22 protein-coding genes are annotated in these 18079 nt (G+C 69.9%); 9 read left to right on the top strand and 13 right to left on the bottom strand.

Annotation, left to right across the window (positions count from 1 at the left end; genetic code table 11):
* Position 1: 1 nt before the first annotated feature.
* The 3 genes from ACH4TL_RS24325 to ACH4TL_RS24315 are packed head-to-tail and all read left to right on the top strand — an operon-like array spanning position 2 to position 3271.
* Positions 2 to 1399 (top strand): gluconate:H+ symporter, encoded by a 1398-nt coding sequence (locus tag ACH4TL_RS24325; protein ID WP_398319626.1) that lies wholly within the window; start codon positions 2 to 4, stop codon positions 1397 to 1399.
* A 37-nt stretch (positions 1400 to 1436) separates the two neighbouring features.
* The gene (locus ACH4TL_RS24320) at positions 1437 to 2207 is read left to right on the top strand and encodes a glucose 1-dehydrogenase (protein ID WP_398319629.1); all 771 of its coding nucleotides are present in this window, start codon (positions 1437 to 1439) and stop codon (positions 2205 to 2207) included.
* A 26-nt stretch (positions 2208 to 2233) separates the two neighbouring features.
* Positions 2234 to 3271 carry an L-idonate 5-dehydrogenase gene (locus tag ACH4TL_RS24315; RefSeq protein WP_398319741.1) on the top strand — a complete coding sequence of 346 codons (1038 nt, stop codon included), beginning with the start codon at positions 2234 to 2236 and terminating at the stop codon, positions 3269 to 3271.
* A gap of 126 nt (positions 3272 to 3397) precedes the next feature.
* On the opposite strand, the gene ACH4TL_RS24310 is transcribed toward ACH4TL_RS24315, so the two are convergent.
* Positions 3398 to 3748 carry a MerR family transcriptional regulator gene (locus ACH4TL_RS24310; RefSeq protein WP_398319632.1) on the bottom strand — a complete coding sequence of 117 codons (351 nt, stop codon included), beginning with the start codon at positions 3746 to 3748 and terminating at the stop codon, positions 3398 to 3400.
* Positions 3749 to 3809: 61 nt separating this feature from the next.
* Between ACH4TL_RS24310 and ACH4TL_RS24305 the strand changes: the two genes are divergently transcribed.
* Together ACH4TL_RS24305 and ACH4TL_RS24300 are read left to right on the top strand one after the other, a co-directional pair.
* Positions 3810 to 4385, top strand: coding sequence for an RBBP9/YdeN family alpha/beta hydrolase (locus ACH4TL_RS24305; RefSeq protein WP_398319635.1), 576 nt, complete (start codon positions 3810 to 3812; stop codon positions 4383 to 4385).
* Between the two features lie 615 nt (positions 4386 to 5000).
* The gene (locus tag ACH4TL_RS24300; protein ID WP_398319638.1) at positions 5001 to 5951 is read left to right on the top strand and encodes a trypsin-like serine peptidase; all 951 of its coding nucleotides are present in this window, start codon (positions 5001 to 5003) and stop codon (positions 5949 to 5951) included.
* Between the two features lie 58 nt (positions 5952 to 6009).
* On the opposite strand, the gene ACH4TL_RS24295 is transcribed toward ACH4TL_RS24300, so the two are convergent.
* Together ACH4TL_RS24295 and ACH4TL_RS24290 are read right to left on the bottom strand one after the other, a co-directional pair.
* Entirely contained in the window at positions 6010 to 6879 is an 870-nt protein-coding gene (locus ACH4TL_RS24295; protein WP_398319744.1) for a D-alanyl-D-alanine carboxypeptidase family protein, read from the bottom strand.
* Between the two features lie 159 nt (positions 6880 to 7038).
* Positions 7039 to 8547 (bottom strand): FAD-dependent monooxygenase, encoded by a 1509-nt coding sequence (locus tag ACH4TL_RS24290; RefSeq protein ID WP_398319642.1) that lies wholly within the window; start codon positions 8545 to 8547, stop codon positions 7039 to 7041.
* Between the two features lie 68 nt (positions 8548 to 8615).
* Between ACH4TL_RS24290 and ACH4TL_RS24285 the strand changes: the two genes are divergently transcribed.
* From ACH4TL_RS24285 to ACH4TL_RS24275, 3 genes are all read left to right on the top strand, one after another.
* A complete protein-coding gene (locus tag ACH4TL_RS24285; RefSeq protein ID WP_398319645.1) occupies positions 8616 to 9266 on the top strand; it encodes a TetR/AcrR family transcriptional regulator C-terminal domain-containing protein in 651 nt (216 codons plus the stop codon).
* 4 nt (positions 9267 to 9270) lie between these two features.
* Complete coding sequence (locus ACH4TL_RS24280) at positions 9271 to 10635, top strand: CoA transferase (protein ID WP_398319648.1); 1365 nt, start codon at positions 9271 to 9273, stop codon at positions 10633 to 10635.
* An 86-nt stretch (positions 10636 to 10721) separates the two neighbouring features.
* Positions 10722 to 11036, top strand: coding sequence for a hypothetical protein (locus ACH4TL_RS24275; protein WP_398319747.1), 315 nt, complete (start codon positions 10722 to 10724; stop codon positions 11034 to 11036).
* A gap of 8 nt (positions 11037 to 11044) precedes the next feature.
* Here ACH4TL_RS24275 and ACH4TL_RS24270 read toward each other — a convergent pair whose 3' ends face one another.
* Positions 11045 to 12025, bottom strand: a complete 981-nt coding sequence (locus ACH4TL_RS24270) for a GlxA family transcriptional regulator (protein WP_398319651.1) — start codon at positions 12023 to 12025, stop codon at positions 11045 to 11047.
* Positions 12026 to 12095: 70 nt separating this feature from the next.
* Between ACH4TL_RS24270 and ACH4TL_RS24265 the strand changes: the two genes are divergently transcribed.
* Complete coding sequence (locus ACH4TL_RS24265) at positions 12096 to 13052, top strand: NADP-dependent oxidoreductase (RefSeq protein ID WP_398319654.1); 957 nt, start codon at positions 12096 to 12098, stop codon at positions 13050 to 13052.
* Positions 13053 to 13064: 12 nt separating this feature from the next.
* On the opposite strand, the gene ACH4TL_RS24260 is transcribed toward ACH4TL_RS24265, so the two are convergent.
* The 9 genes from ACH4TL_RS24260 to ACH4TL_RS24220 form a co-directional block, all read right to left on the bottom strand.
* Positions 13065 to 13577: a DUF6879 family protein gene (locus ACH4TL_RS24260; protein ID WP_398319656.1), complete on the bottom strand. Its 513-nt coding sequence runs from the start codon at positions 13575 to 13577 to the stop codon at positions 13065 to 13067.
* A gap of 40 nt (positions 13578 to 13617) precedes the next feature.
* Positions 13618 to 13818, bottom strand: coding sequence for a DUF397 domain-containing protein (locus ACH4TL_RS24255; protein WP_398319659.1), 201 nt, complete (start codon positions 13816 to 13818; stop codon positions 13618 to 13620).
* Between the two features lie 77 nt (positions 13819 to 13895).
* The gene (locus ACH4TL_RS24250; protein WP_398319662.1) at positions 13896 to 14288 is read right to left on the bottom strand and encodes a hypothetical protein; all 393 of its coding nucleotides are present in this window, start codon (positions 14286 to 14288) and stop codon (positions 13896 to 13898) included.
* 311 nt (positions 14289 to 14599) lie between these two features.
* Positions 14600 to 14911: a hypothetical protein gene (locus ACH4TL_RS24245; RefSeq protein ID WP_398319665.1), complete on the bottom strand. Its 312-nt coding sequence runs from the start codon at positions 14909 to 14911 to the stop codon at positions 14600 to 14602.
* A 92-nt stretch (positions 14912 to 15003) separates the two neighbouring features.
* On the bottom strand, positions 15004 to 15852 hold the full coding sequence (locus tag ACH4TL_RS24240) for a helix-turn-helix domain-containing protein (protein WP_398319668.1): 849 nt from the start codon (positions 15850 to 15852) through the stop codon (positions 15004 to 15006).
* A 15-nt stretch (positions 15853 to 15867) separates the two neighbouring features.
* Positions 15868 to 16383 carry a DUF6879 family protein gene (locus tag ACH4TL_RS24235; protein WP_398319671.1) on the bottom strand — a complete coding sequence of 172 codons (516 nt, stop codon included), beginning with the start codon at positions 16381 to 16383 and terminating at the stop codon, positions 15868 to 15870.
* Positions 16364 to 16630: a hypothetical protein gene (locus ACH4TL_RS24230; RefSeq protein ID WP_398319750.1), complete on the bottom strand. Its 267-nt coding sequence runs from the start codon at positions 16628 to 16630 to the stop codon at positions 16364 to 16366. Before ACH4TL_RS24230 ends, ACH4TL_RS24235 begins: the two co-directional genes overlap by 20 nt.
* 104 nt (positions 16631 to 16734) lie before the next feature.
* A complete protein-coding gene (locus tag ACH4TL_RS24225; protein WP_398319674.1) occupies positions 16735 to 16935 on the bottom strand; it encodes a DUF397 domain-containing protein in 201 nt (66 codons plus the stop codon).
* 12 nt (positions 16936 to 16947) lie between these two features.
* Positions 16948 to 17799, bottom strand: a complete 852-nt coding sequence (locus ACH4TL_RS24220; protein ID WP_398319677.1) for a helix-turn-helix domain-containing protein — start codon at positions 17797 to 17799, stop codon at positions 16948 to 16950.
* Positions 17800 to 18079 lie beyond the last annotated feature (280 nt).

The following is an 18079-nucleotide window of genomic DNA, read 5'->3' as shown; positions in this document are numbered from 1 at the left end:
CGTGACCAGACTCAGCGCCGAGTTGCTGGCAGCGGACACCGTCGACCCGATCACGTCGGCCGGTCACGCGCAGCTGGGCATAGCCGTTCTCGTCGGCATAGCCGTCCTCGTCCTCCTCATCACCAAGACCAAGCTGCACGCGTTCCTGTCGCTGACCATCGGCTCGCTGGCGCTCGGCGCCGTCGCGGGGGCGCCGCTCGACAAGGTCATCACCAGCTTCTCGGGCGGTCTCGGCGACACCGTGGCGGGCGTCGGGGTGCTGATCGCGCTCGGTGCGATCCTCGGCAAGCTGCTCGCCGACTCCGGGGGCGCCGACCAGATCGTGGACACGATCCTCGCCAGGGCGAGCAACCGGACGATGCCCTGGGCGATGGTGCTCATCGCGGGGATCATCGGGCTGCCGCTCTTCTTCGAGGTCGGCATGGTGCTGATGATCCCGGTGGTGCTGCTGGTCGCCAAGCGCGGCAACTTCTCCCTGATGCGGATCGGCATTCCGGCGCTCGCGGGCCTGTCCGTGATGCACGGCCTGGTGCCGCCGCACCCCGGCCCGCTCGCCGCGATCGACGCGGTCCACGCCGACCTGGGCATCACGCTCGCGCTAGGCGTCCTCATCGCGGTGCCGACCGCCGTCATCGCGGGCCCGGTCTTCTCGCGCTTCGCCGACCGCTGGGTCGACGTCACCCCGCCGGACCGGCTGATGCCGACGCGTCCCTCGGAGGACCTGGAGCGGCGTCCCGGTTTCGGCGTCACCGTGTTCACCGTGCTGCTGCCGGTCGTGCTGATGCTGGTCAAGGCGCTGGTCGACATCGTCATCGACGATCCGGAGAACACCACCCAGCGGATCGCCGACGTCATCGGCAACCCCTTGGTCGCGCTGCTGGCGGCGGTGCTCGTGGGCATGTTCACGCTCGGCCGCGCGGCGGGCTTCACCCGGGACCGCATCTCGGCCACCGTGGAGACCTCGCTCGCGCCGATCGCCGGAATGCTGCTGATCGTCGCGGCGGGCGGCGGCTTCAAGCAGACGCTCATCGACATCGGCGTCGGCAACATGATCATGGACATCTCGAAGGACTGGAACGTCTCAGCGCTGCTGCTCGCCTGGCTGATCGCGGTCGCGATCCGGCTCGCGACCGGCTCGGCGACCGTGGCCACGATCTCCGCCGCCGGGCTGATGGCGCCGCTCACCGCGGACATGTCCAGCACCCATGTGGCGCTGCTGGTGCTCGCCATCGGCGCCGGCTCACTCTTCTTCAGCCATGTCAACGACGCGGGCTTCTGGCTGGTGAAGGAGTACTTCGGGATGAGCGTGGGGCAGACGGTGCGGACCTGGTCCGTGATGGAGACGGTCATCTCGGTCGTCGCGCTCGGCTTCGTCCTGCTGCTGTCACTGGTGATCTAGCACCGGGGATTTTTGAGAACCGAGAGGTATGTACGTCATGACCACACATCCGCTCTTCGACATCACGGGCCGCACCGCCCTGGTCACCGGCTCCAGCCGCGGCATCGGCCACGCGCTCGCCCGCGGCCTGGTGGAGGCAGGCTGCACGGTCGTCCTCAACGGCCGTGACCAGCAGGCCCTGGACAAGGCCGCGGCCGAACTCGGCGGCGCGGAGGCGGGCGTGCACACCGCCGCCTTCGACGTCACCGACGGCCCGGCCGTTGCCGCCGGGATCGCCGACGTGGAGGAGCGGGTCGGCCCGCTCGACATCCTGGTCAACAACGCCGGGATGCAGAACCGCGCACCGCTGCTGGAGTTCACCGACGAGGCCTGGCGGCAGATCGTGGACACCAACCTGACCAGTGCGTTCCTGGTGGGCCGGGAGACCGCGCGGCGCATGACGACCCGCGGCCACGGCAAGATCGTCAACATCTGCTCGCTCCAGAGCGAGGTCGTCCGCCCCGGTATCGCCCCCTACTCGGCGACCAAGGGCGCGCTGAAGATGCTCACCAAGGGCATGTGCGCCGACTGGGGCCAGTACGGCATCCAGGTCAACGGCGTCGGACCCGGCTACATCGAGACCGAGCTGACCCGGCCGCTCGTCGAGGACGAGCAGTTCAGCACCTGGGTGCGCGGCCGGACCCCGGCGGGGCGCTGGGGCCGCACCGAGGACCTGATCGGGGCGCTGCTCTATCTCGCCTCGCCCGCCGCCGACTTCGTCAGCGGACAGGTGCTGTACGTCGACGGCGGCATGACGAGTCAGCTGTGAAGCACATGACAGAGGAGGCAGGGCGGATGGTGCTGGGCTGTGTGATCCATGGGCAGGGAGACCTGCGGGTCGACGAACTCCCCGAACCGGAGGCGGGGCCCGGGCAGGCGCTCGTGGCGATCCGGTACGGCGGGATCTGCGGGTCGGACCTCCACTACCACCAGCACGGTGGCGTGGGCGACTTCCGGCTGAAGCAGCCCATGGTGCTGGGGCACGAGGTCGTCGGCACGGTCGTGGCGTACGGCGAGGGCGCGAGCGGGCCCGCGCCCGGCACCCCGGTCGCCGTGCACCCGGCGACGCCGTGCGGGGTGTGCCCCGAGTGCGCGGGCGGCCGCGCCAACATCTGCCGCGACACCCGCTACCTGGGCAGCGCGGCCCGCTTCCCCCACGTACAGGGCGGGTTCGCGTCCCGTATCGCCGTACCCGCCGGGCAGCTGCGGGTCCTGCCCGAGGGGCTTGAGCCCCGCCGGGCGGCGCTCGCCGAACCGCTGTCCGTCGCCCTGCACGCGGTGCGCCGCGCGGGCGATCTGACGGGACGGCACGTGCTGATCACCGGGTCCGGGCCGATCGGCTGCCTGGCCGTCGCCGCCGCGCGGGCGGCGGGCGCCGCGTCCATCACGGCGACCGACGTGCTGCCCCGGGCCCTGGAGTTCGCGGCGGCGGCCGGTGCGACGGCGTGCGTACGGGCCGACGACCCGGACGACCCGAACTGGCCCACCGACGAGGTGGACGTCGCGATCGAGGCGTCCGGCGTGGCCGCCGGGCTCGACACCTGTCTGCACCGGGTGCGGCGCGGCGGAGTGATCGTCCAGCTGGGCATGCTGCCGCCCGGGCAGAGCCCGTTCGCCGGAAACCTGCTGGTGGCGCGGGAGATCGACCTGCGCGGCGCGTTCCGCTTCCACGAGGAGTTCGACGACGCGCTGCGGCTGCTGGCGGCGGAGCCGTCGTTCGACGCGCTGATCAGCGGGGTGCGCCCGCTGCGGGACGCGGCGGACGCGTTCGCGCAGGCGGCCGACCGCCGCGAGTCCTGCAAGGTGCTGCTGGACTTCGAGCAGGCGCCCTAGGTGTGCTGTTCCGGCACGTTGGTGACAGGCGACGCGCCGTGAGTGGTTCTTGAACGAGGCGAGGGCCTCTGGTTTCGGTGTGGATCGCGACATCCACCACCGGCACGCAGGAGGCCCTCACCCGCCTCAGCCACCGGATGTGAGCTCGCTCAATCGTCGTTGTGTGTCACGGAGTTCGGCTTGCCTGGCGTCGAGCCGTCGGGCCAAGGCGACCAGCTCGGCTCGTAGGTCGGGGCACATCTCCAGGGTGGTGCCGTGTGCGCCGCTGCGAGCGCAGTCGAGGTACTGCTGGATGGCCGAGGTGCCCAGGCCAGCGGAGATCATCGTCCTGATCTCGGCTACGCGGGTGACATCGGACTCGGCGTAGTTCCGGTACCCGCTGCTGTTGCGAGCCGGGACCAGTAGTCCTCGGTCCTCGTAGTGGCGTAACGCTCGCGCGCTCACTCCGGTCAGCTCGGCGAGTTCGCTGATCAGCACCGTTGCTTCCCCCTCATCGGCTTGACCTTCACGCTGACGTGAACCCATATGGTCCTGCGGCATGACAACAGGAACAACCCAGCGGCGGGCCTCGATCATCCACGGCTACGGGGCATCTCCCGAAGACCACTGGTTCGGCTGGCTGGGCGAGCAGCTCGGCACGGACGGCATCGTGACCACGATCCCGGCCCTTCCGAACCCACGAGACCCAGACCCCGCACAGTGGACAGAAGCCGTGCGCACCGACTTGGGAACTCCTGACGAGAACTCGATCATCGTCGCGCACAGCCTGGGCTGCCTGACAGTGCTGCGCTACCTGCGATCACTTCCGGGCCCTTGGCGCCTTGGCACCCTCGTGCTGGTCTCCGGATTCGTCGACCAGTTGCCCGCGCTTCCAGAACTGAACTCCTACATCGGAGACGGCTGCGACGTGGAGGAGCTCAGCAACCACGTCGAGCGACTTACGATCATCCGGTCGGACGCAGACCCGTACGTTCCCCCTGGTCACACCGACCGTCTTGCCGGCCTGCTCGGGGTCTCCGCAGAGGTGGTCCCCGGAGCCGGTCACTTCCTCGCTTCTGACGGCGTCACATCACTGCGCGAAGTCCTTGAAGCGATCGCGCCGTCACGGGGATAAGTGAACTGCACGGCAACGCCACCCGCACGAAAATCAGTGGAACCGTCTCCCACGCGCCGTTATCGTGCTTCCGCCCGCAGTCACCCTGCCAAGGACATGCCGTTGTACTCCAAGTGAGCCCCCAAGCGCTGATCGTCGCGCGTCGCACCTTTGCGCCGTGCTCCTTTTCGCTGCGGTCTTCTCACTGGAATCGGTGTAACTCTGTGTCCAAAAACTGGGCGGTGGCGCCCATCTGCCTGCCGATCGTTCTCCGCCGCGGCGGCTCGGGTCGAACCGAGCGGCCGGCCTGGCAGTCGCCGTACGGTCCGCCGCCGCACCGGGCTCACCGCGGCCGGTGGGCGTCTGCGCTGGTGTTGGCCAGGTCCCGGCCCGCTGCGCGGCGTGTATACCTGGGCGGCCGGTGCGTCTGATGACCGAAGGCTTCGGGTGACCCCGGTGTAGGGCTCTCCCTAGACAAGGCGCCGGGTGCCGTGGCGGGCCGTGTCCGCCATGGCACCCTGCGGTCGACAGGCGCTCGACAACGTTGTCCGAGCGCCCCGGGCACGTCAACTGACTTGGAGTCGACCGCCAATGAGACGCGTCGGTACCTTATGCAGCGCCCTCACTCTCGCCACCGTGACCCTGGGTACGGCCGCCCAGGCGCACGCCGCCGCCCCGGCACCCGCCTCCGCCTCCGCGAACGGCGCGGCCATATCCGCCGGTGACCAGCGCGCCGCCGAGCGCTACTGGACGCCCGAGCGGCTGCGCGGTGCCAAGGACGTCACCACACTGCCCGCCGCCCGCGCCGCGCACCTCGGCACCGGGCCCACGGTCGGCAAGCAGGTGTCCGTACCCCCGGTCCAGGGCCCGGCCGCCGCGACCCCCGGGTCGCCCTCGACCCGCGCCACCTCGCCCACCGCCTGGACCGGCGGCGGGCTGATCAGCACCACCGCGGGCAAGGTCTTCTTCAACAACGCCTCGGGCGGCACCTTCGCCTGTTCGGCCACCGTCGCCAACACCGACAACAAGTCCGTCGTCCTCACCGCGGGCCACTGCACCGTGGACGCCGCCACCGGCACGGGCTACCGCAACTGGGTCTTCATCCCTGGCTACAACAACGGCAACCGCCCCTTCGGCACCTTCACCGCGCGCCGCCTCTTCTGGGAGCCGCAGTACGTGTCCACGAAGGGCAACGCCAACTGGGACTACTCCTTCGCCGTGATGAACACGCTGAACGGCCGCTCGCTGGTCGACACCGTCGGCGCGCAGGGCGTCGTCTTCAACTCGACGACCAGCCGCCGCGTCCACTCCTTCGGGTACGGCGGCTCCGCGGCCGAGGGCAACGGCGAGCGGCTGAACCACTGCGAGGGCGACGCGTTCCCCGACCCCGGCCGCCCGGGCTCCACGATGTGGGGCATCGACTGTGTGCAGACCGGCGGTTCGAGCGGTGGCGGCTTCCTCGCCGACTTCTCAGGAGGCGCGGGCTATCTGATCGGCAACATCAGCGTGAGCGCCGGGCAGAACGAGTACTACCCGACGCTGGGCAACGAGGCCCTGTCCCTCTACCGCCAGGCGGGCGCGGCCTGACGAACAGCGGAGGGCCTGCTCGCGCGGCTCGCGAGCAGGCCCTTTCGTCGCTTCGTGACTACTTCGAGAAGCCGTAGGTCAGCAGCTTCTTCGCGTCGGCCGTGCGGTTCGCGACCGAGGACGAGGCGAGGACGGTGCCGATGACGGTCTTGCCGCTCCGGGTGGCGGCGAAGACCAGGCAGTACTTGGCCTCCGGGCCCGAACCGGTCTTCACGCCGATGGCGCCCGAGTAGGTGCCGAGCAGCGGGTTGGTGTTCTCCCACGTCATGTTGCGGTAGCCGCCGCTCTTGGTGACGGTCTTCTGCGTGGTCTTCTTCGTCTTCACGACCGTGCGGAACGTCGAGTACTTCATCGCGCTGCTCGCGAGCTTCGTCAGATCGCGCGGCGTGGAGTAGTTCTTGCCGTGCCCTATGCCGTCGAACGAGTCGAAGTGCGTGTTCTTCAGGCCGAGGCTCTTGGCGGTTGAGTTCATCTTGCCGATGAACGACTTCACCCGCGCGGCGCGGGTCGAGCCGGTGCCGAACTTGTCGGCCAGGGCGTACGCGGCGTCACAGCCGGACGGCAGCATCAGCCCGTAGAGCAGCTGGCGGACGGTGACCTTGTCGCCGACGATCAGACGGGCCGAGGAGGCCCAGTTGTTGTCGACGATGTAGTCGCTGTACGCCTTCTGGACCGTGACCTTGGAATTGAGGTTCAGGCCCGACTGGGCCAGCACCACGCGGGCGGTCATGATCTTGGTGGTGGAGCCGGTGGAGAGACGGGTGTCGGCGGCCTTCTTGTAAAGGTCCTTGCCCGTCCCGTTGTTCATCACGTACCCGCCCTTGGCGGTGATCGTGGGCGCAGCGGCGGCGGCCTGCGCCGGGACGAACGCCCCGGAGGCCAGCACGGAACCCGCGGCGAGAACGCTCAGCGCGGAGAGGCGACGCATGCGCTTGGTGGTGGTTTTCAAATGAATACTCCAAATGTCCGTGGGCGGCGCGGCCTTCTGGAGGGAAAGCCGTCGAGCCAGGGACGCATGAGAGCGGTCAATGGATGTGCGCTCCGCGATGTTATCCGTACCCGCTGTGCGATTTCCCGCCGTATCGCCCTACGCGCCCAACCTGGTCAGATATCCCGTCACCTGGTCCGCACGGTCGGCCGCGCACCCCACGTAGCCGTCCGGCCGGATGACGAGGACGCCCCGGTCGCCGTATCCGGCGCGGAGGTGTCCGTCCGGGTCCAGCAGATCGGGTGCCGGGCCGCCGACACGATACGCAACCACGGACGCGCGTTCGGGGGCGGGCGGTTCCGCGCCGCCGAGCGCGAGCACCGTCACATGCGGGCCGCGGAAGGCGTCGAAGAGGCGGAACGGGGTCCCGTCGGGGAGGGTGCAGGGGGCGTCGGGTGCGCGGTCGCCCGCGCGGAGGGCGGTCGCGGCGTCTTGCCGCCGGTCCACCGCGAGCGCGCCGCCCCGGTAGGTCAGCCCCAGTTGGTGCACCTCCGCCGTGCGCCGGGGCTCCTTCGCGTTGCCCACCATTCCGGCGCGGTGGATGCGGGTGCTGATGCCCAGCACCCCGGCGGCGACCGGCATCCGCTCCTCCTCGTAGGAGTCCAGCAGCGCCGCGTCCGCGCCGCCGCGCAGCACCGCGCCCAGCTTCCAGCCGAGGTTGTACGCGTCCTGGACGCCGGTGTTCAGGCCCTGGCCGCCCGCGGGGGAGTGGATGTGCGCGGCGTCGCCCACCAGGAAGACGCGGCCCTCGCGGAACCGTTCCGCCATCGCCGCCCGGACCCGGAACGGTGACGCCCACCGCACGTCCCGCACGTCGGACGCGGCGAGATGCGTCCGCTCGGCGATCAGTCGCCGCACCGCCTCCGGGTCCGGGTCGGGGACCGCGTCGACGTCGTCGTACTGGGCCATCGCCTGGAAGAGGCCGGTCCCGGCGAGCGGGCACAGCGACAGGCTGCCGCCCTTCGCCTTCTGCCACACATGCCAGTGGTCCCGGTCCAGGCCGGTCAGCGCCACGTCGGCCACCAGTCGCGGAACCGGGTCGACGGACTCGCCCGCCATGCCGATGCCGAGCGCCTTGCGGACCGTGCTGCGGCCCCCGTCGGCGGCCACCGCGTAGGCCGCCCGTACGTCTTCGGCCGAGCCGTCGGCGTGCGCGAGCCGCGCGGTGACGCCGTCCGCGTCCTGCGTCAGCCCGGTGCACTCCGCGCCGAACGCGACCTCGCCGCCCAGCTCGCGCAGCCGCGCGTACAGCACCTCGGCGGTCCGCCACTGCGGCAGCATCCAGATGTCGTGGTACGGGGTGCCCGGGGTCGGGCCGTTGCGGACGATCATCTCGAACGCGCCGAGGCGCCGGTCGTCCTCCCACCCCATCATCGGCGGATACGGCCCGCCCGCCGCCCGCACCGCGGCCATGACCCCGAGGTCGTCGAAGACCTCCTGCGTCCTCGGCTGGAGCCCCTTGCCGCGCGACCCCGGGAACAGCCCCTCGCCCCGCTCCACGATCCGCGCCGATACGCCGCGCCGGGCGAGGTCGACGGCCAGGGTCAGCCCGGCGGGGCCCGCGCCGATGATCAGTACGCCGATCTCTTTAACGCTGTTAAGTTCCATGCCGCCGAGGATGCGCTTAACGCTGTTAAATTGTCAAGAGGTCTTCGGTGAGCTGGGAGGATGAGCGCATGGCGACGACGCGACTGGACCGTGATCAGGTGGTGGACACCGCGCTGCGACTGCTCAACGAGGTGGGCCTCGAAGGGCTCACCCTGCGCCGCATCGCCAAGGAGCTGAACGTCCAGGCGCCCGCCCTCTACTGGCACTTCAAGAACAAGCAGGCACTGCTGGACGAGATGGCGACCGCGATGTTCCGCCGCCTGGCCGAGGACCGGGGGGACCTCGGCGCGACGACGTGGCAGGAACGCCTCGTCGCCTCCCAGCGCGCCCTGCGCCGCGCCCTGCTCCGCTACCGCGACGGGGCGAAGGTCTTCAGCGGCACCCGCTTCACCGGCACCCCCCACGCCGCCCCCATGGAGGCCCAGCTGCGCGCCTTCGTGGACGCGGGCTTCACCCCGGGCGCCGGGGCCCGCGCCTCGTTCATCGCGTACACCTTCACCCTCGGGTTCGTGATCGAGGAGCAGGCCGTCGAGCCCATGGCGGGCGAACGCGCCCCCGGCTACGACGTCGACGAGCGCGCCGACCTCATCGGCCCCGACTACCCGCTCACCGCCGCCGTCGGCGCGGACCTCTTCCTCGACTACGAGACGCGCTTCGAGGAGGGCCTGCGGACGATCGTCGCGGGCATCGAATCCACGCTGGGCCCGGCCGCACAATGACCGCATGACGACTGACGGGATTGACGGTACCGACGCGGCCACCGCTCACGCCTGGGCCGCCCTGGGCGGCGCCCCCGCGCTCGCCGAGCGCGTCACCTACGCCCCGGCGGGCCCGGTGCTCCCCGCCCGGCTGCCGGTGCGGCAACTGGCCCGCGCCACCGTGGGGGTGTGCTCGCTGGCCGCAGCCGAACTGGCCGCGCGGCGCGCCGGGGGCGCGATTCCGGCCGCCGTACGGGTGGACGAGGGCGCGGTCGCCACCGCGTTCGTCAGCGAACGCCATCTGCGGATCGACGGCCGCAGCGCCACCACCTTCGCCCCGCTGTCCGGCTTCTGGCGCACCTCCGACGGCTGGGTGCGCACCCACGCCAACTACCCCCACCACCGCGCCCGGTTGCTGGCCGCGCTGGGGCTGGGGGAGCGCGCCGACGCGGAAGCGCTGGCTGCTGAGCTGGCGGGGCGCCGGGCCCGGGAGGTCCAGGAGAGTGCGTACGCGGCGGGCGCGCTGGCGGTGGCCGCCGTACCTCCTGGTGAACTCCCCTTGGCCGGGATGCCGTTGACCAACAACATCCCTACTAATAACGCCACCCCTCGCCCCCTCCCACCAGCGGCGCTGCCCGCCGAGGGAATCCGCGTCCTCGACCTGACCCGGGTCATCGCCGGTCCCGTCGCCACCCGCACGCTGGGGCTGCTGGGCGCGGACGTGCTGCGCGTCGACTCCCCGCGCCTCCCCGAGGACCCCGACGCGCACGCCGACACCGGCTTCGGCAAGCGCTCGACCCGCCTCGACCTCGCCGACCCCCACGACCGGCGGACGTTCGACGAACTCCTCGCCCGAGCCGACGTCGTGGTCACCGGCTACCGCCCCGGCGCCCTCGACCGCTACCTCACCCACCACCCCGGGCTGATCGTCGCCCAGCTCAGTGCCTGGGGCTGGACCGGGCCGTGGGCCGACCGGCGCGGCTTCGACAGCCTGGTGCAGGCCGGGACCGGAATCGCCCTGCTGGAAGCTTCGGACGACGGCCACCCCGGCGTCCTCCCCGCCCAGGCCCTGGACCACGGCACGGGTTACCTGCTCGCCGCGGCCGTCCTGCGCGCCCTGACCTCGCGCTTCGAGGCGGGCACCGGTCACCATCTGCGCTTCTCCCTGGCCGGTACGGCCTCCTGGCTGCTGCACGGCATCACGCCCGTACCGCCGGGGGACGGTCCGCCCACCCCGTACGCCCCGGACCCCTGGCTGACCGGGGCCCCGTCCCCGTACGGCCCCCTGCGCCACGCCCTCCCGCCGATCGCGTACGAGGGCTCGCCGCGCAACTGGACCCGACCGCCCAGCCGTTGGGGCACGGACGCCCCGGCCTGGCTGCCCCTGTGAAATCCCGTTGTGGGGCCAGGGGGACGACCGTAGGGTCCACCGGTATGACTTTGCGTGTTCGTATGCGTCAAGCACTGCCGGAAGCGATGCGCGCCCGCGACAAGGCGGCGGTGAGCGCGCTGCGCGCCACGCTCGCCGCGCTGGACAACGCCGAGGCGGTGCCCGTGGGGGAGGCGGCGTTGTGCGGGGTGGCCCTCGAGGCGTCGCCGGTCGGCGTCGGGGCCACCGAGGGGGCGCGGCGCGAGCTGAGCGAGGGCAGGGTGGCCGAGATCGTACGCGCCGAGGCCGATGAACGACTTGAGGCGGCGGCCCAGTTGACCGCGCCCGTACATGCCGAGCGGGCGGCGCGGCTCCGCGTGGAGGCCGATGTGCTGCTGCGGTTCCTGGACGCCCCCGCATAGGGCCGCGTCTATACCCACACATCGCCCGCGGCCGGACCCGAGGCCCGGAACGTGCGCCGGTACGCCGACGGGGCGACCCCCGCCTCCGCCGCCAGGTGCCGCCGCAGCGAGGTGGCGGTGGCGAAGCCGACCTCGTGGGCGACCCGTTCCACCGGCAGGTCGCTGGACTCCAGCAGGTGCCGCGCCCGCCGCAGCCGCTGCTGGGTCAGCCAGCGGCCGGGGCTCAGACCGGTCTCCTCCCGGAAGCGCCGGGCGAACGTACGGGTGCTCATCGCCGCGTGCGCGGCCATTTCGTCCAGCGACAGGGGCAGTTCCAGTCGCTGGAGTGCCCAGTCGCGGGTCGGCCCGGTGCCGGTTCCGCTGGCCGGTGGCAGCGGCCGCTCGATGTACTGCGCCTGCCCGCCGTCCCGGTACGGCGGCACGACGCAGCAGCGGGCGACCTGGTTGGCCACCTCGCTGCCGTGGTCCCGGCGCACCAGGTGCAGGCAGACGTCGACACCGCTCGCCGCCCCCGCGGAGGTCAGCACGTCACCGTGGTCGACGAAGAGCACGCTCGCGTCGAACTCGACCCGGGGGAACAGCTCCTGGAAGTGGTCCGTGAGCGCCCAGTGGGTGGTGGCCCGCCGCCCGTCCAGCAGACCGGCGGCGGCCAGCAGGAACGCGCCGGTGCAGATCGACACCAGGCGGGTGCCGGGGCGGACGCGGGACAGGGCGGCGAGGGCCTGCGGGGCCGGGGCGGTGGTCCGGGAGATCGCGTACGGAGGGATGACCATGGTGTCCGCCTCCGCCAGCACCTCGGGTCCGTGCCCGGGGGTGACGGTCAGGTCCGCGTCGGTCCGTACGGGCTGCCCGTCCACGCTCGCGGACATCACCTCGTAGCGGCCACCGGCGGACCCCAGGACCCGGTGCGGGATGCCGAGTTCGAAGGGATAGACGCCGTCGAGGGCGAGGACGACGACCTTGTGGGCGGCCTTGTGGGCGAGGGTCATGGCAGGAATGTATCGAAGGCTGACCTTCCTGCCATCGCCCAGGACCGGACCGCGGGGCCAGGATCGAGCCATGACCTCGAAGAACACTTCCGACACGATGCTCGCCCTGCACCAGACGACCCTGGGCGGCCCCGAAGTCCTGGAGCTGGCCGAACTTCCGCGCCCCGCGCCCGGCCCCGGGGAGATCCTCGTCGCCGTGCACGCCGCCGGACTCAACCCCACGGACTTCAAGCACCGCGCCCTCAGCATCTTCCTGCCGCCCCCGCCGCTGACCCTCGGCTGGGACGTCTCCGGCACCGTGGTGGAGACCGGCTTCGGGGTCACCCTCTTCCGCCCCGGTGACGAGGTGTTCGGCATGCTGCCCTACCCGTACGGGGCCGGCTCCCACGCCGAGTACGTCACCGGCCCCACCCGCGCGTTCGCCGCCAAGCCCGCCGGGATCGACCACGTCCAGGCGGCCGCCCTGCCGCTGGCCGCGCTCACCGCCTGGCAGGCCCTCGTCGACACCGCGGACCTCCGGGCCGGGCAGCGGGTGCTGATCCACGCGGCGGCGGGCGGCGTCGGCCATCTCGCCGTACAGATCGCCAAGGAGCGCGGCGCGCACGTCACCGGGACGGCGAGCGCCCCCAAGCACGACTTCCTGCGCGAACTCGGCGCGGACGCCTGCGTCGACCACCGCACCGAGGATTTCACCGACACCGACGAGCGTTATGACGTCGTCCTCGACGCCCTCGGCGGCGAGACCGCCACCCGCTCCGCGGCCGTACTCCGCCCCGGCGGCACCCTCGTCTCCCTGCTCCCGGGCACCGCGGCCACCCGGGCCGCGGCGGAAAGGGCACAGGCCCGCGCGGTCACCCTGCTCGTCGAACACGACCAGGCCGGAATGCGCGCCATCGCCGACCTCGCCGCCCGCGGCAAACTCCGCCCCCACGTCTCCGGCACCTTCCCCCTCGCCGAAGGCGCCCGGGCCCACACCCTGGGCGAGACGGGCCGCACCACGGGCAAGCTGGTGATCACCATGCGATAGGGCGGACTCTGTTCACTCCCCGTGTTCCGACCACCATTCCGAGAACGGCTCCGCATGAGCGAGGGCCGTATCCCGGTAGCCGATGAATTCCTGCGCCCGCTCATCGGGCAACGTTTCCCGCCCTGTGACAGCGCCCGAGGCGTCGTAGGCCATGGTGACCGGGGTCCGGGCGTCGAAGAGCCAGAAGTCTCCTACACCTTCGAGGGGATTGGGCTTGTCGGTGGTGTCGAGGATGAAGAACTCCTCACCGCCGGTCTGGTTCGTCCGGTACCCCCAGCCGAGCTCGAAACGGAGATAGGGCGTGAGCGGCCGCGAAAGGATGTGCACCCGGTAGACGCGCTTCCCCTGGCCGGTGTGCGAGCGAAGCTCTGCCACCCATTCGGCGTTGTAGCCCTCCGGCCGGGGATCTCCCGCCAGGAACCTGCCGTACGCACCCGTGTTGCCCGACCCGCCGTAGTCGTCCAGCGTCTCCAGCCGGAATGCTTCCCGTTCGAAGGTGTCGAACAGCTCGCCGAGATTCTTCATACGTCCCTTCCCGGTACGCCGAGCGTGGAAAGGCGTGCGATCAGAGTTCTGCGATGTGGTCGAACTGGCCTGCCTTGGCGGCGCGTATGAAGGCTCTCAGGGGGGTGCGCCTGGTGGAGAGTATGGCTTCGGGGTGTTCGCTCTCGCGGAGCATGACGGTGTCGCGTTCCCCCACCGCGACGTTCACGCAGGAGGCCGACTCCTGGCAGTACGAAGACTGACGCCACGAGACCACGTTCATGTGCTGCTCCTTGTCACAGTTCGTGGACGAGGTCATTCCGCTGCCCTGGGCACCGACGCCCTGTTGTGGTTCTGGCCCTACGCCTCCTCAGGGCAGGGGGTTTCCGGCCGCATGCGGTGTGGGTCGCATGCGATCAGGCATACGGACAGAAACCTCTGACCGGTGAGATACCAGCCGCCGACCGCATCCTCTCCTTCGGTGACCCACTTGGCGGCTCGGACTACCGCGTCGCGGTCGTGCTCCGAGACGAACGACGCGGCGGCGTCTCGCGCTTGCCCATCGAACCATTCCGCTGCCTGCTGCGGGTCGGTCCATGTCCCCTGGATGAAGGATGCGGGCTTGAGCAGCCAGTGGGCCAGTTCCAGGGGGACGACTTTGCTGGATCGGAATTCCGGGTGCAGCGGGCGTCGAGGGCCGTCCTTGAGTAATTCGTGGGCGGATCCGAGCCAGGTGTAGCCGTGGTGGTGCATGCGCTCGCCTTCTCAGCGAAGGTCGGTCCCCAGCGGGACGGGGACCGACCTCCATCTCACCTGTTACTGACGACCGCAGCCGTCGCCGTCACCGCAACCGCCCTGCTGCCCGCCCTCGGTGGGCCCGTCGTCCTCCGGGTCCTGTCGGAGGACGACGGCCTTGAATCCGCGTAAAGGCATCGGGATGATTCCCTTCGGTGCTGTCGGCGCGGGGGCCTTCCCCGCCGCTGTCGTGCACGTGCACCCGTTCCGCGCTGGGCTCGACCTGCCAGGGCTCCGGTCCAGCCGGAACGGGGGTTTTAAGGGGCCGCTCAGCTCGTGGCGGCCCTCTTGGCCTGCTCCTCCAGGGCGGCGCGCATGAGGATTTCCGCGAGGCGGTTGGCGCTGTCGAGCGGAATGCGGCCGAGGGCGACCATGGGGTGACCCGAGACCGTGACCTCGCCGCGCAGGACGGGCCAGAACAGGTCATCGCTCTTCGCCCCGTGGGGAACGGCCACGTCGGGAGTGAAGCCGAGGCGACCCAGCGCCTCCCGCAGTAATTCGGCGACTGCCCTTGCTTCTGCTCCAGCCGCCCGGTGGTGTGTGGAACGCATGGCGTCGATGTGTTCCTCGGTGATCTTCATAGCGCGCAGCTCCCCGCAGATGTGAGTGAGGGAGACGCTACGGAGCGAATCAATGCCTGCTCAACGACGTTGCTCGAAGTTGCTCGGGAATTTCAACCGAGCGAGTCGGCTGCCGAGGAGATCAGTTCTCGTGCCGCCGCTCCGTAGAGCGCATGTTCGGTAAATTCGCCGAAGGTCCGGGCGTACATGGCGATCTCGCCGGGCTGGGTGATTGTCAGAAAGCCCGAAACCAGTTCGACATTGACCTCGGCCATGTCGAACATCCAGAAGCTCTCCACGGGCCAGCGAACCCGGTCCGGCTGCATCGGGACCACGCCCACGCTGACGTTGGCCAGCGAACTGATGGCGAGTATATGCGCGAGTTGCTCCGCCATCGTCTCCGCGCCCCCGGTCCCGCAGCGCAATACGGATTCTTCGATGAGGAAGGCGAAACGACGCTCTCCGGTATGCAGTAATCGTTGCCGCTCCATACGACTGGCCACGGCGGCCTCGACGTCATCGACGAGCCCACGGCGCTCGCGGATGGCGCGCAACACCGCCGTTGTGTAGGCGCGGGTCTGGATCAGTCCAGGGATCAGCCAGGACGAGTAGACGCGGAAGCGGGTGGTGCGCTCGTACAGCGGCAGACGTTCCTCTTGTGCGCGGCGAAGACCTGCCCGCTCCATTCGGCGCCACTCAACCCACATGCCTTGCGCTGTGCGCAGCGACGCGATCAGGTCTGCCGTCTGCTCCGGTACATCGCAATGTTCTGCCCAGGCCCGAATGTCTTCCGGTGAGGGGGACGTCTTGGCATGCTCGATCTTGCTGACCTTGGACGGGTGCCAACCGCACAAAGCGGCGAGCGCTCGCCCGGTCAGCCCCGTGTCTTCGCGGATCTCACCGAGGCGGGCGCCAAGAGCTTGCCGTGCCTGTTGTGCGCTGGACGAGGGAGAGACGGACATCGCCAGGGGCTTCGCTCAAAGCGGCCGGTACTCCGCATGCGGTACGGCGCGCTCCCAGACGGCCTCGAACGCTGAGACGCACAGCTTTGCCACCGCAGGTTCCCTCCGCACATCCATACCCGTCGCAGGGTCCCAATTTCCGTTGCCATCGAAGTGATTGAAGATCACGACCTCATCGTCGATGACCCAGCAGTCTGCGCCCGGAAGGGCGAGATCGACCGCCTTCCGCCGGGGCAACCACCGGACCTCTTCGCCGGCTGCGATGTTGTGGGGCCCCGTCACGTCGTACTCGAATTTGATGTATTCGCTGACGGGTTCAGAGACGACACGAGCCCGCCTCATCCGAACGCCTCTGGCCGTGGTCGCTACTACCACGTCGAACCAGCTTCGCCACCGCTCGGCAGGGTCGAAGTGCACACCGGCGCGCCAGTCGGCGAAATCGGGGTCGTCGGGCGTGTAGATGTCGCGCAGTTCCAGATGAACTGCCGAATGCCGCGCGGAAGCCAGAGCCTCACGTACCGCCGTTGCCACTGTTGACCTCGCTATCAGGCTGAGGGATGAACTGCCGCATGTTCGCAGGGAGCCGGATCACCGTCTCGTGATCAGGCACGTCGGTGGAGTGACCAGGAATCGACCCCACCTCCTGGCACTGCCTGAGTGTCGCGTCGTCCGCCTTCCACGACTGGATGATCAGATCACCGGAGTCCTCGTCCAGCCAGATGGTGGGCGAGCCGTCGTTCGGAGTGTTCGGATAGATCCCCAAGAACTTTAGTGCCACGGCCGCCTCCTGTGCCGAGTCGCTCACGGATAGCGCATGACTCTCCACCCGTCCGATGAGGCGGACAAGGGCGCACAGGCGCCAAACGGGGCGTGAGGGGGTACTCAGGACTCGGTGACGTGGTCGAACTGACCTGCCTTGACGGCGCGTATGAAGGCTCTCAGGGGTGCCCGGGTGGTCGAGAGCATGACCTCGGGGTATTCGCTCTCCTGGAGCACTATGGCGTCGCGTTCCCCCACGCCGACGAACAGGCAGTTGGACCCCTCCACGCTGTAGGACGACTTCCGCCAGTGACGTTCGGGCACGTAGCTTTCCTCTCAGGTGTCGAGCGCGATGCGGCGCATCAGGTCCCGTGACGCCTTTGGATCAAGAGCGGTCTCCTCCAGCCGGTCCAGAACGGATCGGTACTTCACCAGCTGCGCTTCCGCGTCGAGGAACTCGCAGCCGTGATCGGTATCCAACGTCACGGTATCGAGCTGGGGCACAGGGCCGTACACGTAATCGATCGGCTGGCCGGATCCGGGGAACGGTCCGCTGCCGAAGGGGATCGCCAGCACGGTGATGTTGTCGCGCTCGCTCATCTCCATCAGGTGCTCCAACTGGGACCGGGCGACCTTCGGTCCGCCACAGCCCAAGCGCAGAGCGGCCTCGTGAACGATGACCTTGTACGGCATCGACCGCTCCCCGTGGAGGATTCCCTGCCGACGGACGCGGAAAGCGACCCGGTGCTCCACCTCGTACGGCTCCAGGGCCGGGACGGTTTCGCGGTAGAGGGCACGAACGTGATCCACGGTCTGGAGCAGTCCGGGTATGTGGACCGCCAGGGCGACCCGCAACCCCTCGGCTTCCTGCTCCAGTTCGGCGATGTCGAGCATGACTGTGGGCAGGACTTCGCGGTATTCCTCCCACCAGCGGCGGTCCCGTCGTCCAGCCATGGCAGCCAGGGCGTTGATCAGGGCCTGATCTGCGGCGTCGTAGCTGCGGGCGAGCGTGCGCACGCGCTCGGCGCTCACGGCGTACCGTCCCGCCTCAAGGTTGCTAATCCGTGCCTGATTGACACCGTTGAGCACTGCCGCCGCGGTGGACGTCAGTCCCGCACGTTCGCGGAGCTTCCGCAGCTCGGCTCCCAAGCGGCGCTGGTGGACGGTCAGTGCGTCCCTCGGTGGCATGCGGCTCTCCTTCTCGCGCCTGGGCACAGTGTGCCGTGAAGGCCCCTCTCGTTCCAACTAGAAGATCATCTAGAGATTTCTAGAAACTCTTCTAGTCGCTTCTCTGTGATGTGAGGCAGGCCACTTCGGCGTGACCGTGGTCGCCGATCACGCATACCTGGTTCCGGCCACCTGCGCCTCTCGGCAAGGAGAATCTCAATGATCGTGTCAAGCCGCCTGCGTGACCGGCGGGGCGGAGGTGAAGAACCTCTTGTCACGCAGCATTGCCCACAGAACGTCG

This window comes from Streptomyces sp. NPDC021115, from assembly GCF_044333065.1.
Lineage (GTDB): Bacteria > Actinomycetota > Actinomycetes > Streptomycetales > Streptomycetaceae > Streptomyces.
Note: the sequence above shows the minus strand (reverse complement) of the source record. Positions and strands in the feature narration are given on the sequence as shown.

What these genes read in the sequence shown, in the direction of transcription:
- ACH4TL_RS24285 (WP_398319645.1), top strand. Translation starts at nt 8,616, where the DNA reads ATGGCGACGACGCGACTGGACCGTGATCAGGTGGTGGACACCGCGCTG.
- ACH4TL_RS24220 (WP_398319677.1), bottom strand. Translation starts at nt 17,799, where the DNA reads ATGCCACCGAGGGACGCACTGACCGTCCACCAGCGCCGCTTGGGAGCC.
- ACH4TL_RS24255 (WP_398319659.1), bottom strand. Translation starts at nt 13,818, where the DNA reads ATGAACGTGGTCTCGTGGCGTCAGTCTTCGTACTGCCAGGAGTCGGCC.
- ACH4TL_RS24280 (WP_398319648.1), top strand. Translation starts at nt 9,271, where the DNA reads ATGACGACTGACGGGATTGACGGTACCGACGCGGCCACCGCTCACGCC.
- ACH4TL_RS24265 (WP_398319654.1), top strand. Translation starts at nt 12,096, where the DNA reads ATGACCTCGAAGAACACTTCCGACACGATGCTCGCCCTGCACCAGACG.
- ACH4TL_RS24315 (WP_398319741.1), top strand. Translation starts at nt 2,234, where the DNA reads ATGGTGCTGGGCTGTGTGATCCATGGGCAGGGAGACCTGCGGGTCGAC.
- ACH4TL_RS24260 (WP_398319656.1), bottom strand. Translation starts at nt 13,577, where the DNA reads ATGAAGAATCTCGGCGAGCTGTTCGACACCTTCGAACGGGAAGCATTC.
- ACH4TL_RS24305 (WP_398319635.1), top strand. Translation starts at nt 3,810, where the DNA reads ATGACAACAGGAACAACCCAGCGGCGGGCCTCGATCATCCACGGCTAC.
- ACH4TL_RS24270 (WP_398319651.1), bottom strand. Translation starts at nt 12,025, where the DNA reads ATGACCCTCGCCCACAAGGCCGCCCACAAGGTCGTCGTCCTCGCCCTC.
- ACH4TL_RS24290 (WP_398319642.1), bottom strand. Translation starts at nt 8,547, where the DNA reads ATGGAACTTAACAGCGTTAAAGAGATCGGCGTACTGATCATCGGCGCG.
- ACH4TL_RS24275 (WP_398319747.1), top strand. Translation starts at nt 10,722, where the DNA reads ATGCGCGCCCGCGACAAGGCGGCGGTGAGCGCGCTGCGCGCCACGCTC.
- ACH4TL_RS24295 (WP_398319744.1), bottom strand. Translation starts at nt 6,879, where the DNA reads ATGCGTCGCCTCTCCGCGCTGAGCGTTCTCGCCGCGGGTTCCGTGCTG.
- ACH4TL_RS24320 (WP_398319629.1), top strand. Translation starts at nt 1,437, where the DNA reads ATGACCACACATCCGCTCTTCGACATCACGGGCCGCACCGCCCTGGTC.
- ACH4TL_RS24245 (WP_398319665.1), bottom strand. Translation starts at nt 14,911, where the DNA reads ATGAAGATCACCGAGGAACACATCGACGCCATGCGTTCCACACACCAC.
- ACH4TL_RS24240 (WP_398319668.1), bottom strand. Translation starts at nt 15,852, where the DNA reads ATGTCCGTCTCTCCCTCGTCCAGCGCACAACAGGCACGGCAAGCTCTT.
- ACH4TL_RS24250 (WP_398319662.1), bottom strand. Translation starts at nt 14,288, where the DNA reads ATGCACCACCACGGCTACACCTGGCTCGGATCCGCCCACGAATTACTC.